Below are 13,083 nucleotides of genomic sequence, written 5' to 3'. Positions count from 1 at the left end.
AACCAAGGTTGGCATCTACCAGAAGCGCCAACCAAGGTTGGCATCTACCGAAAGCGCCAACCAAGGTTGGCATCTACCAGAAGCGCCAACCAAGGTTGGCATCTACCGAAAGCGCCAACCAAGGTTGGCATCTACCGAAAGCGCCAACCAAGGTTGGCATCCACCAGGGACGTGCTACCCCGCCTTGCGGCGCAGCGGGGTGACGTTGCTCTTCTTCTTCGTGGCCTTCGATGCCGGGGCTTCAGCATGCGCGGCGAAGAAGTCACGCACCTTCGGGTACACCACTTCGCGCCAGCGGCGGCCGCTGAAGATGCCGTAATGGCCGGCACCATCCACGATGAAGTGTTCACGGCGTTCGGCCGGTATACCGCTGCACAGTGCCTGCGCCGCTTCGGTCTGGCCGAGGCCGGCGATATCGTCCAGCTCGCCTTCGATGCTCAGCAGCGCGGTATCGCGGATTGCCGACGGGTCGACCTTTTCGCCGTTGACCACCCACTCGCCACGCGGCAGCAGGAAGTCCTGGAACACCACGGAGATGGTGTCCAGGTAGTACTTGGCCGGCATGTCCAGCACCGCGTTGTACTCGTCGTAGAAGCGACGGTGCGCATCGGCATCCTCCAGGTCGCCCTTCACCAGGTCGGTGTAGAAATCCCAGTGCGAGCTGAAGTGGCGGCTGGGATTCATCGACAGGAAGCCGGCGTGCTGCAGGAAACCGGGATACACGCGGCGGCCGGCACCGGGATAGCTGGCCGGCACGGTGTGGATGACATTGTTCTCGAACCACGACAACGGGTTCTGCGTGGCCAGGTTGTTGACCGCGGTCGGGCTGCAGCGCGCATCGATCGGGCCACCCATCATCACCAGCGTGCGCGGCGTCGGTTCGCCGCGGCTGGCCATCAATGAAACCGCGGCCAGCACCGGTACGGTCGGCTGGCAGACACTCACCACGTGCAGGCGCTCCACGCCAAGATGGCGGATGAACTCCTGGATGTAGGCGATGTAGTCGTCCAGCCCGAACTCGCCCTCGCTGCCGGGCACCATGCGCGCGTCCACCCAGTCGGTCACATAGACGCGATGGTCGCGCAGCAGCGTGCGCACGGTGTCGCGCAGCAGCGTGGCGTGATGACCCGACAACGGCGCCACCACCAGCACGAACGGCTGGTTGAGCATGGTGTGCAGCTGGTCGGCTTCATTGCTGTGGCGCTTGAAGCGCAGCAGCTTGCAGAACGGCTTGCTGAGTTCCTCGTGCACCACGATCGGCACGCGCTCGCCCTCGACCTCGATTTCGTTGATGCCCCATTCGGGCTTCTCGTAATCCTTGCCGATGCGATGGAACAGCTCATTGACCGCCGCCAGACGATCAGCGCCGGGCATCTGCGACCACCAGTGTCCCTGGTTGGCGAAGAACTTGGCGTTGGCCTGGGCCTGGTGCACCCAGGGGGCGAGCAGGTTGCGGGTCAGTTCGTGCAGTTGATAGAGCATGCCGACCGAATATGTATGGTCTTATGTTGCCGCGCAGCATAGCGCATCCGACTGTCCCGGACGTTAAGCAGACGCACTGATCGTATTCAGCGGGCCGCCTGCTCCAGTGTGGCCGCTTCATCGGCCAGTGCTGGCCCCAGCCAGAGGTGGGACCCGACTGCCTGCAGGCCTTGGCGCGTCAGCTCGCGCCGGTACCAGCGGGCCGGACGCGACTGGAAGCCGTCATGGTCGCCCTCGAATTCATCTTCGGCGGCGAAGGTCTCCAGGAACGCAACGCCTGCGGTCAGCTCGGCGACACCGGCCAGGCCTGCGCGCAATTCGCGGTTGGGCACGTAATGCATCACGTCCGAACAGATCAGCAGGTCGACCGGGGCGCAGGGCCGCAGCCAGGCGAAATCGCCAAAGCTGGCCAGGTGCAGGTTGCGGGTGCGGCCGTAGCGGCGCACAGCGTACTCGCTGCTGTCGAAACCGAGGTATTCGACCTTCGGACGCAGTTTCAGCAGCGGTGCGCGCCACGCACCTTCGCCGCAGCCGATGTCCAGCACGCTGCGGATCGGTCGTTCCAGGTAGTACTCGGCCGTCGCCACGGCGAGGGCGACCTTGCGCGCCAGGCGCGCGCTGCCGCCGATGTCGGCGTGCCGGTACCAGCGCTGGAAGTAGGCGGCGTCGTAGGTCTTGTCCATGGCGGTCCGGTGCAGTCGTGAAATCGGCGCCTATCGTACGGCGTTGCAGCACGTCATGCGTCGATGTGTCGCGGCGGTTGCACGTGAGGTGGCCTCGTCAGCGCATGCGAGAATGGCGGACATCCACGCCAGCCGCCGGAGCGAGCGCATGCAGAGCTATTACTGGGTCAAGACCTTCCACATCGTGTTCGTGGTGGCATGGATGGCCACGGTGTTCTACCTGCCGCGCATCCTGGTGAACCTGTCCGAGACGGCGGGGCAGCCGGCGGTGGTCGAGCGCCTGCAGCTGATGGGCATGCGCTTGTACCGCTTCGGCCATTCGATGTTCGGCCTGGCGTTCGTGCTCGGCCTGGTGCTGTGGCTGGGCTACAAGGTGATTCCGGATTTCCCGACCATGGTCGCCCCGGGTGGCGCGGGATGGCTGCACGCCAAGCTGGGCCTGGTGGTGGTGCTGCTGGCGTACTTCATCTGGATCGGGCGGCTGCTGAAAGGCGTGGCCAAGGGCAGGGCCCTGCCATCCTCGCGCGCGCTGCGCTGGATCAACGAGATTCCGCTGCTGGCCTTCATCCCGATCGTCTGGCTGGTGCTGGCCAAGCCGTTCTGAGGGGGCGTCATTTGCCTCTGGTAGATCCACGCCATGCGTGGATGCCGCGCGAGGCACAAACAAAAAGAGCCGGGCATCTGCCCGGCTCTTTCGTTTCTGTAATCCCCTGCATGTTGCCGGCCAGCGGCCGGCACTACCAAGCTTGTCTAGCAGCTGGCAGCACGGGGCTTACGCCGCTTCGTAAGTACCGTAGCTGCGCAGGCGCTTGTAGCGCTGGTCCAGCAGCTCTTCGGTGGACAGCGCATCCAGCGCGTCCAGCTCGTTCAGCAGCACGGCCTTCAGCCGCTTGGCCATCTGCGTCGGGTTGCGGTGGGCGCCGCCGGTCGGCTCGCGCACGACCTTGTCGACCAGGCCCAGGCCCTTCAGGCGCGGCGCGGTCAGGCCCAGCTGCTCGGCAGCATCCTTGGCCTTGCCGGCATCCTTCCACAGGATCGAAGCACAGCCTTCCGGGGTGATGGTCGAGTACACCGCGTATTCCAGCATCACGGTACGGTCGCCCACGCCCAGCGCCAGTGCGCCACCGGAGCCGCCTTCACCGATCACGGTGCAGATGATCGGCACCTTCAGTTCGGCCATTTCGATCAGGTTGCGCGCGATCGCTTCGGACTGGCCGCGTGACTCGGCATCGATGCCCGGCCAGGCGCCGGCGGTATCGATCAGGGTCAGCACCGGCAGGCCGAAACGCTCGGCCATCTTCATCAGGCGCAGCGCCTTGCGGTAGCCCTCGGGCTTGGGCATGCCGAAGTTGCGCTTGATCTTTTCCTTGGTGTCGCGGCCCTTCTGGTGGCCGATGACCATCACCGAGCGGCCATTGATGCGGGCCAGGCCGCCCATGATCGCCTTGTCGTCGGCGAAGGCACGGTCGCCGGCCAGTTCCTGGAACTCATCGCAGATGATGCGGATGTAGTCGGCGGTGTACGGGCGCGACGGATGGCGGGCCAGCTGCAGCACCTGCCACGAGGTCAGGTTGCGGAAGATCTGTGCGGTGCGCACGCGCAGCTTGTCCTGCAGCGCATGCACTTCGGCCTCGACATTGACCGCCGGCCCGGCACTGGCGTTGCGCAGTTCCTGGATCTTGGCTTCCAGGTCGGCGATGGGTTGCTCGAAGTCGAGGTAGTTCGGATTCATCGGAAGCCGTCGTGTAAAGAAGAGGGGAATTCTAGCCGAATGCGCAGGAACGGCCCGTACGCCTTCGTCTGGAAGCCGACGGTAGCGCAGTGGGGGCCGGCGGCGCCAGTCGGTCCGCCGGCCGCCGGTTCAGGGCAGGACCAGCGCGCTGCGGGCCATTTCGGTACTGCGGATCGTCACAAAGTCGTTGTAGGCCTGGTTGGCCGCCACCGGCAGCTTCGCGCCCAGCGTCATGGTGGCCTGGGTGAAGGCCATCTGCGCCTGGAAGTCTTCCTTGCGCAGGGCCTTCTGCTCGCTGGCCGTGGTGGCCTTCAGCCAGCGGGCATAGATGTCGCGCACCGGACCGGCATGGGCCTCGAAGGCCGGGTCCAGCGCGGGCAGCGCCGGCGCCGGTTCCAGCGTGTAGGCCGGGGCCACGTAGCCGGCGGGCTGCTCGCGCTTGTAGGCACCGGGTTCGCCCATGCTGGCCTCGATGTAGGTGATGAACTCGGGCGCGGTGAAGATCTTGGTGCTGATCCGGCCGCCGGTCGAGTCCACGTGCGCAACCACCTGCTCCTCGGGGAACGGCTCGCGCACGCCGAAGTTCCAGGTCTTGTCGATGAACAGGCCGTGGTGCTTTTCGAACGGTCCCTTGAACTCGACGCCGCCCAGCTCGATGCCCAGGCCGCTGACACCGAAGTTCTTCAGCTTGTCCTCGCCGGTCACATAGATCTCGCGCGCCGTCACGTACTCGCTGAGGCTGGGATTGATCAGGCCGCCGCGGCCGTCGGCGTAGACGATGAAGCGCACATCGCCCAGGCGGTCGGTATGCAGGTGATGCTCACCGGCAGCCAGGCTGATCGGTCGCGACGCGTGCGCGGCCACCGGCAGGTCCTTGCCATCGATGCTGATCGCCAGCGGCGCATCGGTCGGGTTGTCGATCTCGAAATCGACCTTGGAGGAACAGCCGGCCAGCGCGAGCGCGGCCATCATCGGCAACAGCAGGTTCTTCATTACGGGCAATCGTCCTTGACGTATGCAGCGGGAAAGCGGAAACGGGGTGGGGCCAGCCTCAGCTGGCCCATGGCGGGCTGTAGCGCACCTTCAGCGTGCGCACTGCCGGTTCGGCGCGCAGCGCCTCCATCAGCTTGGAATCGACGCGCACCGCGCTCTGCCCGGAAACATCGAGCATGCCGGCGATGCCGCCATCGGGGCCCTTCAGCAGCAGGTCCAGGCGCAGGGGCGTGCGGCCGGGGCGATGGCGGTCGAGCAGGGCGTCGATGCGCTCCCACACCGGCCGCTGATGGCGCAGGTCCAACCGCAGCGACAGGCGCGTGGCGTAGTTCGCACAGACCTCGTCGAAGTCCCAGCACTGGCGGATGCGCAGTGCGAAGCCGCCATTGAATTCGTCTTCGCGCAGGCCGCCCTTGACCACCAGGATACGGTCCTTGGTCATCAGGTGGCCGAACTCGGCCATGGCATCGGAGAACGCGCTGCATTCGACGCGGCCACGGCCATCTTCCAGCTGGATGAAGATCTGGCTCTCGCCCTTGCGGCGCACGCCGACCACCTGGCCGGCAAGCACGGTCTGCACTTCCGGACGCCAGCGCTTCTCGCCGCCACCACTGTTGCTGTTGGCACTCCAGATCTTTTCCACCGAGCCGAGGTCGGTACCGACCAGATCGCGCACGTCATCGCGCCACGGGTCGAACGGGTGGCCGCTGAGGTAGAAGCCCAGCGTGTCGCGCTCGCCGTTGAGGCGCTGCAGCAACGGCCATTCGTCGGTTTCCTGCAGCTCCAGGTGGATGGCCTGCACGCCCGGCTCGGGGCCGCCGAACAGCGAGTTCTGGCCGGACGCACGCTCGCGCGCCATCTGTTCGGTGGCCTTGATCACTTCCGGCAGCTGCAGCATCAGCGAGGCACGGTTGTGGCCCAACTCATCCAGCGCACCGCAGTTGATCATTGCTTCCAGCGTGCGCCGGTTGAGCTTGGCCGAACCGATGCGGGTGCAGAAATCGAGCAGATCGGTGTAGTCGCCGCCGCGAAGGCGTTCGTCCACCACCGCTTCGCAGGCACCCTGGCCGACGCCCTTGATCGCCCCCAGGCCGTACTGGATCGTGTCCGGCGTAGACGCTTCAAACATGAAGGCGGACTGGTTCACCTTCGGCGGCAGCACGGTCAGGCCGAGGTTGCGCACCTCGTCCAGGAAGCCGACCACCTTTTCGGTGTTGTCCATGTCCGAAGACAGCGTCGCGGCCATGAACTCGGCCGGATAATGGCGCTTGAGCCAGGCCGTCTGGTAACTCACCAGCGCGTAGGCGGCGGCGTGCGACTTGTTGAAGCCGTAGCCGGCGAACTTCTCCATCAGGTCGAAGATCGCATCGGCCTTGGCTTCGCCGACGCCGTCCTTGGCCGCACCTTCGCGGAAGATCTCGCGGTGCTTGGCCATTTCCGCCGGCACCTTCTTGCCCATCGCACGGCGCAGCAGGTCGGCGCCGCCCAGCGAGTAGCCGCCGACGATCTGCGCCATCTGCATCACCTGCTCCTGGTACACCATGATGCCGTAGGTGTCGCGCAGGATGCGCTCGGTGCGCGGATCGGGATACTCCACGTCTTCGCGCCCGTGCTTGCGGTCGACGAAGGAGGGAATCAGGTCCATCGGGCCAGGTCGGTACAGCGACACCAGCGCGATCAGGTCTTCGAAACGGTCGGGCTTGGCGTCCTTCAGCAGGCGGCGCATGCCCGAGGATTCGAACTGGAACACCGCGCCGGTATTGCCCGAGGCGAAGATGTCCTTGTAGGTGGGCGCATCGTCCAACGGCAGCTGGGTGATGTCCACCGGCGGAATGCCGGCGCGCTCATGGCGCTTGTTGATCGCCTTCACCGCCCAGTCGATGATCGTCAGCGTGCGCAGGCCGAGGAAGTCGAACTTCACCAGGCCGACTTCTTCAACGTCGTTCTTGTCGAACTGGGTGACCGGATTCTTGCCGCGGCCGTCTTCATCGTGTTCGGCGAACAGCGGGCAGAACTCGCTCAACGGCTCGGGCGCGATCACCACGCCACCGGCGTGCTTGCCGGCGTTGCGGGTCAGGTCCTCCAGCTGCCGCGCCAGGTCGATCAGGTCGCGGACGTCGTCTTCGCTCTGGTAGCGCTGGATCAGCTCGGGCGAAGCCATCTCGCTGTCCTTGCCCTCACCCATCGCATCCTTCAGCGAGATGCCGAGGATGTTCGGGATCAGCTTGGCGACGCCGTCGACCAGGCCGTAGGGGAAGCCGAGCACGCGGCCGGAGTCGCGCACCACCGCCTTGGCCGCCATGGTGCCGTAGGTGATGATCTGGCTGACCCGCTCGCGGCCATATTTGCGCGCAACGTAGTCGATGACCTCGTCGCGGCGGTCCATGCAGAAGTCGATGTCGAAGTCGGGCATCGACACGCGTTCGGGGTTGAGGAAGCGCTCGAACAGCAGGTTGTACGGCAGCGGGTCCAGATCGGTGATCTGCAGTGCCCACGCCACCAGCGAACCCGCACCCGAACCACGGCCCGGGCCGATCGGAATGCCCTGCGCCTTGCCCCACTGGATGAAGTCGGCCACGATCAGGAAGTAGCCGGGGAAGCCCATCTTGATGATGGTGTCCAGCTCGAACTCGAGGCGGTCGCTGTAATCCTGCGCGGTCATGCCGGGCGCGATGGGATTCTTTTCCAGGCGTGCGGCCAGGCCCTTGCGCGACTCGCTGCGGATCCAGCTGTCCAGCGTCTCCTCGTCGGGCACCGGATAGTCGGGCAGGAAGTAGGTGCCCAAGCGCATCTCGATGTTGCAGCGCTCGGCCAGCGCCAGCGTGTTGTCGATCGCATCGGGGATGTCGGCGAACAGCGCACACATCTCTTCGGCCGACTTCAGGTACTGCTGGTCGCTGTACTCGCGTGGGCGCTTGGGGTCATCCAGCACGCGGCCGGTGGAGATGCACACGCGGGCTTCGTGCGCGCTGAAATCGGACGGTGACAGGAAGCGTACGTCGTTGCTGGCGATCACCGGCAGGCCACGCTGGCCGGCGGCCATCAGCGCGAACTGGTTGAAGCTCTCTTCGCCATCGCGGCCGGTGCGGGTCAGCTCCAGGTGCAGGCCGTCGCCGAACACGCGCTGCCAGTCGGCCAGCTGCTGCTCGGCCAGATCGTGCTTGCCATCCAGGGCCAGGCGCCCGGCCAGGCTGTCACGGCCGGCCAGGGCGAACAGGTTGGCGTTGCCGGCCTTCAGCCAGTCCGGATGCACCGCCACGCCGCCCTCGGGGCGATGGCCTTCCATCCATGCCCGGGTCAGCAGACGCGACAGGCTCAGGTAGCCCTCGCGGTCGCGGCACAGCAGGGTCATCCGCCACGGGTCCTGGCCTTCTTCGGCGATCATCACGTCGGCGCCGGCGATGGGCTTGATGCCCACGCCTTCGGCGGCCTTGTAGAACTTGACCAGGGCGAACAGGTTGTTGAGGTCGGTCACCGCCAGCGCAGGCAGGCCGAGTTCGACCGAGCGCGACAGCAGGTTGGCCTGCTTGGCCTTCTTCGGGTCAGCCTGGTCCGGCTTGGCCGGCACGCGGATGGTGGAGTCCGCCAGCGAGAACTCGGTGTGGACGTGGAGATGTACGAAGCGGGAGTTGGACATGCCGGACCAGGTTGGAGCGCGCAGGCCCCGGGTGCAGACGCGGGAATCGTCGCCGGGGTCGGGAAGCGCTGGAGTGCCCGGTCAGGGTAGCGAGGGCAGGGGGTTGCGACAAGGACTTGACGGTGCGCGATATCGCCAATGCCGCCGGGCATGGCACGGCGCTACCGGGGACGTTCATGTTGCCGTGGTAGCGCAGGGCCATGCCCGGCGAACGTTCAGGCGATCGCGATGGCGGCCGCCCCAGCCGGCGGCGCCTCCAGGCACTCGCGCACCGGGGCGAAGCTGCGCCGGTGCTCCGCGCATGGGCCGTGTTCACGCAGGGCGGCCAGATGCGCCGGGGTGCCGTAGCCCTTGTGCTGGTCGAAGCCGTACTGCGGGTGGCGTGCGTGCAGGTCCAGCATGTAGCGGTCGCGCGAGACCTTGGCCAGGATCGAGGCCGCCATGATCGCGCGGTCGATGCCATCGCCGCCGACCAGCGCCTGCGCCGGCAGCACCAGCCCCTTGGGCACCACGTTGCCGTCGATGCGGGCGAAGCCGGCCACGTGGGCCACCGCCGCGACGACATCGCGCATGCCCTGCAGCGTGGCTTGATAGATGTTCAGGCGATCGATGGCTTCCACGTCCACCAGCACCACGTGCCAGGCCAGGGCGCGGTCGAGGATGCGGTCATGCAGCTGCTCGCGGCGGGCTGCGGTCAGCTGCTTGGAATCATCCAGGCCGTTCAGTCGTGGCCGCTGTGGATCGAACACCACTGCTGCCACCGCGACAGGGCCGGCCAGCGGTCCGCGTCCGGCTTCGTCGACACCGGCGATGCGGTGGCCGGGGTCGATCACCGCGGCACCATCGAACAAGGCCAGGCTGGCGGCTGCGGCGTGGCGGCGGCTCATGCCTTTTCCTGGCCGCGCACCAGCAGCTCGCCAACGGCATCGGCTGCGCGCGCCGATGCATTGCGGCGCAGGCGTTCATGCAGGCGCGCGTAGGTGCCCTGCAGGTCGGCGATCCGCTGCGGATGGTCGAACCACTGCTGGATGGCGGCGGCCAGTTTTTCCGGCGTGCAGTCGTGCTGCATCAGCTCTGGCGCCAGGTCCTGGCCGGCCAGGATGTTGGGCAGGGCGAAGCGGTCGACCTTGATCAACCCCAGCGCCTTCACCAGGCGGTACGTCAGTTCGTTGACCCGGTAGCCGACCACCATCGGGCGCTTCACCAGCATCGCCTCCAGGGTGGCGGTACCGGAGGCCAGCACCACCACGTCGGCGGCGATCATCGCGTTGCGTGCCTGGCCGTCCAGTACATGCGAATAGGCCACCGGCAGCGCCGAGCGTGACAGCTGCTCTTCGATCAGGCGCCGGCAGGCCGCATTGGCCGCCGGCACCACCACGTGCAGGCCGGGAATGCGCTCGGATACCTGCCAGGCGGCCTCGAAGAAGGCTTCGCCGAGCTTGGATATCTCGCCCAGGCGGCTGCCGGGAAGCACGGCCAGCACCTTGGCCGAGGCGGGCAGGCCGAGCTCGATCCGGGCCGCTTCCCGGTCGACGTGCAGCGGGATGTCATCGGCCATCGGATGGCCGACGAAGCGCGCGTCGATGCCGTGCTTGGCGTAGATCGGCGGTTCCATCGGGAACAGGCACAGCACCAGGTCGGCGCTGCTGCCGATCTTCTCGGCACGCTTCTCGCGCCATGCCCACACCGAAGGGCTGACGTAGTGCACGGTGCGCACGCCACGCTGTTTCAGCCAGCGTTCGATGCCCAGATTGAAGTCCGGAGCGTCGATGCCGATGAACACATCCGGTTGCCACTCCAGCGCACGCTGGCGGAAGGCCGAACGCAGCTTGAGCAGGCGCGGCAGATGACGCAGGACTTCGGTCAGGCCCATCACCGCCAGTTCGCTGGCATCGTGCCAGGTCTGGCAGCCGGCGCTGCGCATGGCATCGCCGCCGATGCCAGCGAATTCGGCATGCGGGAAGCGGGCCTTCAGTTCGCGCACCAGGCCTGCGCCTAGCAGGTCGCCGGAGGCTTCACCGGCGACCAGGGCGATCCGCAACGGGCGCTCGCTGAGCACCCGGTGTGCAGGCACGCTGCCGGCCATCGAGGCCAGCGAAATCACCTCGGCGCCGGCCGGCGCCTGGCCGGTCGCGCTGCTCATCGCAGCAGGTGCCTCTCGGTGTGCTCGATGAAGTCCAGCATCGACTTGACGTCGTCACTGTCGCGCGCCTGCTCGGCCAGCTGTGCCTTGGCTTCGGCCAGCGGCAGGCCCGCCACGTACAGCGTGCGGTAGGCACGCTTGATGGCGGTGATGCGTTCGGGATCGAAGCCGCGACGCTTCAGGCCCTCGCTGTTGATGCCGCGCGGGCGGCCCAGCGAGTCGGTGCCGACCATGGTGAACGGCGGGACGTCGCCATTGGTCAGCGCGCCCATGCCGAGGAAGGCATGTGCACCGATGCGGCAGAACTGGTGCGCACCGGCGAAGCCGCTGATGATCACGTAGTCACCCACGGTCACGTGCCCGGCCAGCGTGGTGTTGTTGGAGAACACGCAGAAGTTGCCGACGTGGCAATCGTGGGCCACGTGCGTGTAGGCCAGCATCCAGTTGTCATCGCCGATGGTGGTGATGCCACCGCCGCCGCCAGTGCCACGGTTGAGGGTGACGAACTCGCGGAACACGTTGCGGTCGCCGATCACCAGTTCGGTGCGTTCACCGCCGTACTTCTTGTCCTGAGGTTCGCCGCCGACCGCGACATGGCCGATGAAACGGTTGTCGCGGCCGATCCGGGTCGGGCCATGGATGCTGCAGTGCGGACCGACGTCGGTGCCGGCACCGATCTCGACGTCCGGCCCGATGATCGTGAACGCGCCCACGCGGACATCGTCGGCCAGGCGCGCCGACGGATCGATCACGGCAGTGGGGTGGATCAGGGGGGCGTTGTCGCTCATCTCGGACCTCCAGCCAGGGTCATTCGCGGGTGCCGGCGCACAGCACCTCGGCGCAGGCGACGACTTCGCCGTCGACCTTGGCCACGCAGTCGTACACGGCCATGTTGCGGATCACGCGCTTGATCTCCACGTGCATCTCAAGCACGTCACCGGGCACCACCTGCTTGGTGAAGCGGGCCTTGTCGACCTTGACCATGTAGAACAGCTTGGACTGCGCATCGCGGCCCAGCGTCAACTGGGTCAGCACGCCGCCGGCCTGGGCCATGGCTTCGATGATCAGCACGCCGGGCATGATCGGCTGGCCCGGGAAGTGGCCCTGGAAGAACGGCTCGTTGATGCTGACGTTCTTGGTCGCGACGATCGTGCGCTTCTCATAGTCGATCGACACCACCTTGTCCACCAGCAGGAACGGGTAGCGGTGCGGAAGCAGCGTCTGGATCTGCGCCATGTCCGGCAGGGTCTGGGTGTGGCTCATTCTTTCTCCTTGCTCACAGACAGGATGCGACGGGCCAGGGCATCGAGCTGCTTGAAGCGCGCGGCATTCTTGCGCCACGTGCGGTTGTCGGTCAGGGGCGTGCCGGAGGAATACTCGCCCGGCTCGGTGATGGAGTTGCGGACCACCGATTTGCCGGTGATCACGACCTTGTCGCAGATTTCAAGATGACCGACGACGCCAACGGCGCCGCCGAGCAGGCAGTAACGGCCGATCTTGGCGCTGCCGGCAATGCCGGTGCAGCCGGCGATGGCCGAGTGGGCGCCGATCTGCACGTTGTGTGCGATCTGTACCAGGTTGTCCAGGCGGACGTCCTCGGCCAGCACGGTGTCTTCCAGCGCGCCACGGTCGACACAGGTGTTAGCGCCGATCTCGCAGTCGTCGCCGATGCGCACGCCGCCAAGCTGCGGCACCTTGATCCATTTGCCAGCGTCCATGGCCAGGCCGAAGCCATCGGCGCCCAGCACGGCGCCGGGATGGATGCGCACGCGCTTGCCCAGCTTGACGCGGGTGACCAGGGTGACGCGGGCGATCAGTTCACAGCCGCTGTCGAGGGTGCAGTCTTCGCCGATGATGCTGCCGGCGCCGATGATGCAGTTCTCGCCGATGACGCTGCGTGCGCCGATGGTGACGAACGGACCGACGTGGGCGCTGGCGGCGACCTGCGCCTGCGGATCGATCACTGCGCTGGGATGGATGCCGGGCGGGCGGGTCGGGGCGATGTCGAACAGCGCGCCGATCTTGGCAAAGGTGGTGTAGGGGTCCTTGGCAACCAGCGCGGTGCCGGGAGCCGCGTCGGCATCCTCGGTGCGCAGCACTACGATGCCGGCCTGGCTGTCGGCCAGCTGGGCGCGGTAGCGCGGATTGGCAAGGAAGGTCAGCTGGCCGGCACCGGCATGGGCGAGGGTGGCCACGCCATGGATGGCGGTGCCTGGGTCGCCATGGACCTGCAGGCCGAACTGATCGGCGAGTTGCTGGGCGGTGTAGGTAGGAGTATTCACGGCGGGAGTTTAACGTGTGACGCCATTGCGGTCATGCGGGAGCAAAAGCCGGCGCCTGGCTGATCCGTGGGGCGATGGCGCAGGGGGCTGCCCAGGACACGCCGTAAACCCATCCCTGGGGGCTCGATGGC

The 13,083-nt window shown here is 66.6% G+C and carries 11 protein-coding genes; 1 reads left to right on the top strand and 10 read right to left on the bottom strand.

Annotated features, from left to right (window positions below):
• Positions 1–174: 174 nt before the first annotated feature.
• Together AC3WTC_RS04280 and AC3WTC_RS04275 are read right to left on the bottom strand one after the other, a co-directional pair.
• Positions 175–1,482: a polyhydroxyalkanoate depolymerase gene (locus AC3WTC_RS04280; protein WP_080149345.1), complete on the bottom strand. Its 1,308-nt coding sequence runs from the start codon at positions 1,480–1,482 to the stop codon at positions 175–177.
• Between the two features lie 86 nt (positions 1,483–1,568).
• Positions 1,569–2,165, bottom strand: a complete 597-nt coding sequence (locus AC3WTC_RS04275) for a class I SAM-dependent DNA methyltransferase (protein WP_492710706.1) — start codon at positions 2,163–2,165, stop codon at positions 1,569–1,571.
• A 148-nt stretch (positions 2,166–2,313) separates the two neighbouring features.
• Between AC3WTC_RS04275 and AC3WTC_RS04270 the strand changes: the two genes are divergently transcribed.
• Entirely contained in the window at positions 2,314–2,769 is a 456-nt protein-coding gene (locus AC3WTC_RS04270) for a CopD family protein (protein WP_025877688.1), read from the top strand.
• A 168-nt stretch (positions 2,770–2,937) separates the two neighbouring features.
• Here AC3WTC_RS04270 and AC3WTC_RS04265 read toward each other — a convergent pair whose 3' ends face one another.
• From AC3WTC_RS04265 to lpxD, 8 genes are all read right to left on the bottom strand, one after another.
• Positions 2,938–3,897: an acetyl-CoA carboxylase carboxyltransferase subunit alpha gene (locus tag AC3WTC_RS04265; RefSeq protein ID WP_025877686.1), complete on the bottom strand. Its 960-nt coding sequence runs from the start codon at positions 3,895–3,897 to the stop codon at positions 2,938–2,940.
• Between the two features lie 129 nt (positions 3,898–4,026).
• Positions 4,027–4,890, bottom strand: coding sequence for a hypothetical protein (locus AC3WTC_RS04260; RefSeq protein ID WP_080149343.1), 864 nt, complete (start codon positions 4,888–4,890; stop codon positions 4,027–4,029).
• 58 nt (positions 4,891–4,948) lie between these two features.
• Positions 4,949–8,527 (bottom strand): DNA polymerase III subunit alpha, encoded by a 3,579-nt coding sequence (gene dnaE, locus AC3WTC_RS04255; protein ID WP_134832224.1) that lies wholly within the window; start codon positions 8,525–8,527, stop codon positions 4,949–4,951.
• A gap of 215 nt (positions 8,528–8,742) precedes the next feature.
• Complete coding sequence (rnhB, locus tag AC3WTC_RS04250; protein WP_032975781.1) at positions 8,743–9,414, bottom strand: ribonuclease HII; 672 nt, start codon at positions 9,412–9,414, stop codon at positions 8,743–8,745.
• Positions 9,411–10,613, bottom strand: coding sequence for a lipid-A-disaccharide synthase (lpxB, locus tag AC3WTC_RS04245; RefSeq protein ID WP_223482669.1), 1,203 nt, complete (start codon positions 10,611–10,613; stop codon positions 9,411–9,413). The genes rnhB and lpxB overlap by 4 nt, the downstream gene beginning before the upstream one ends.
• A gap of 53 nt (positions 10,614–10,666) precedes the next feature.
• Entirely contained in the window at positions 10,667–11,458 is a 792-nt protein-coding gene (lpxA, locus tag AC3WTC_RS04240; protein ID WP_312785768.1) for an acyl-ACP--UDP-N-acetylglucosamine O-acyltransferase, read from the bottom strand.
• Positions 11,459–11,477: 19 nt separating this feature from the next.
• The gene (fabZ, locus tag AC3WTC_RS04235) at positions 11,478–11,933 is read right to left on the bottom strand and encodes a 3-hydroxyacyl-ACP dehydratase FabZ (protein ID WP_025877675.1); all 456 of its coding nucleotides are present in this window, start codon (positions 11,931–11,933) and stop codon (positions 11,478–11,480) included.
• Positions 11,930–12,952 (bottom strand): UDP-3-O-(3-hydroxymyristoyl)glucosamine N-acyltransferase, encoded by a 1,023-nt coding sequence (lpxD, locus tag AC3WTC_RS04230; RefSeq protein WP_492710705.1) that lies wholly within the window; start codon positions 12,950–12,952, stop codon positions 11,930–11,932. Before lpxD ends, fabZ begins: the two co-directional genes overlap by 4 nt.
• Positions 12,953–13,083: the final 131 nt, after the last annotated feature.

It is taken from the genome of Stenotrophomonas sp. FW305-C-20-S1 (assembly GCF_058783335.1).
This window is presented reverse-complemented; position numbering and strand designations above follow the sequence as displayed.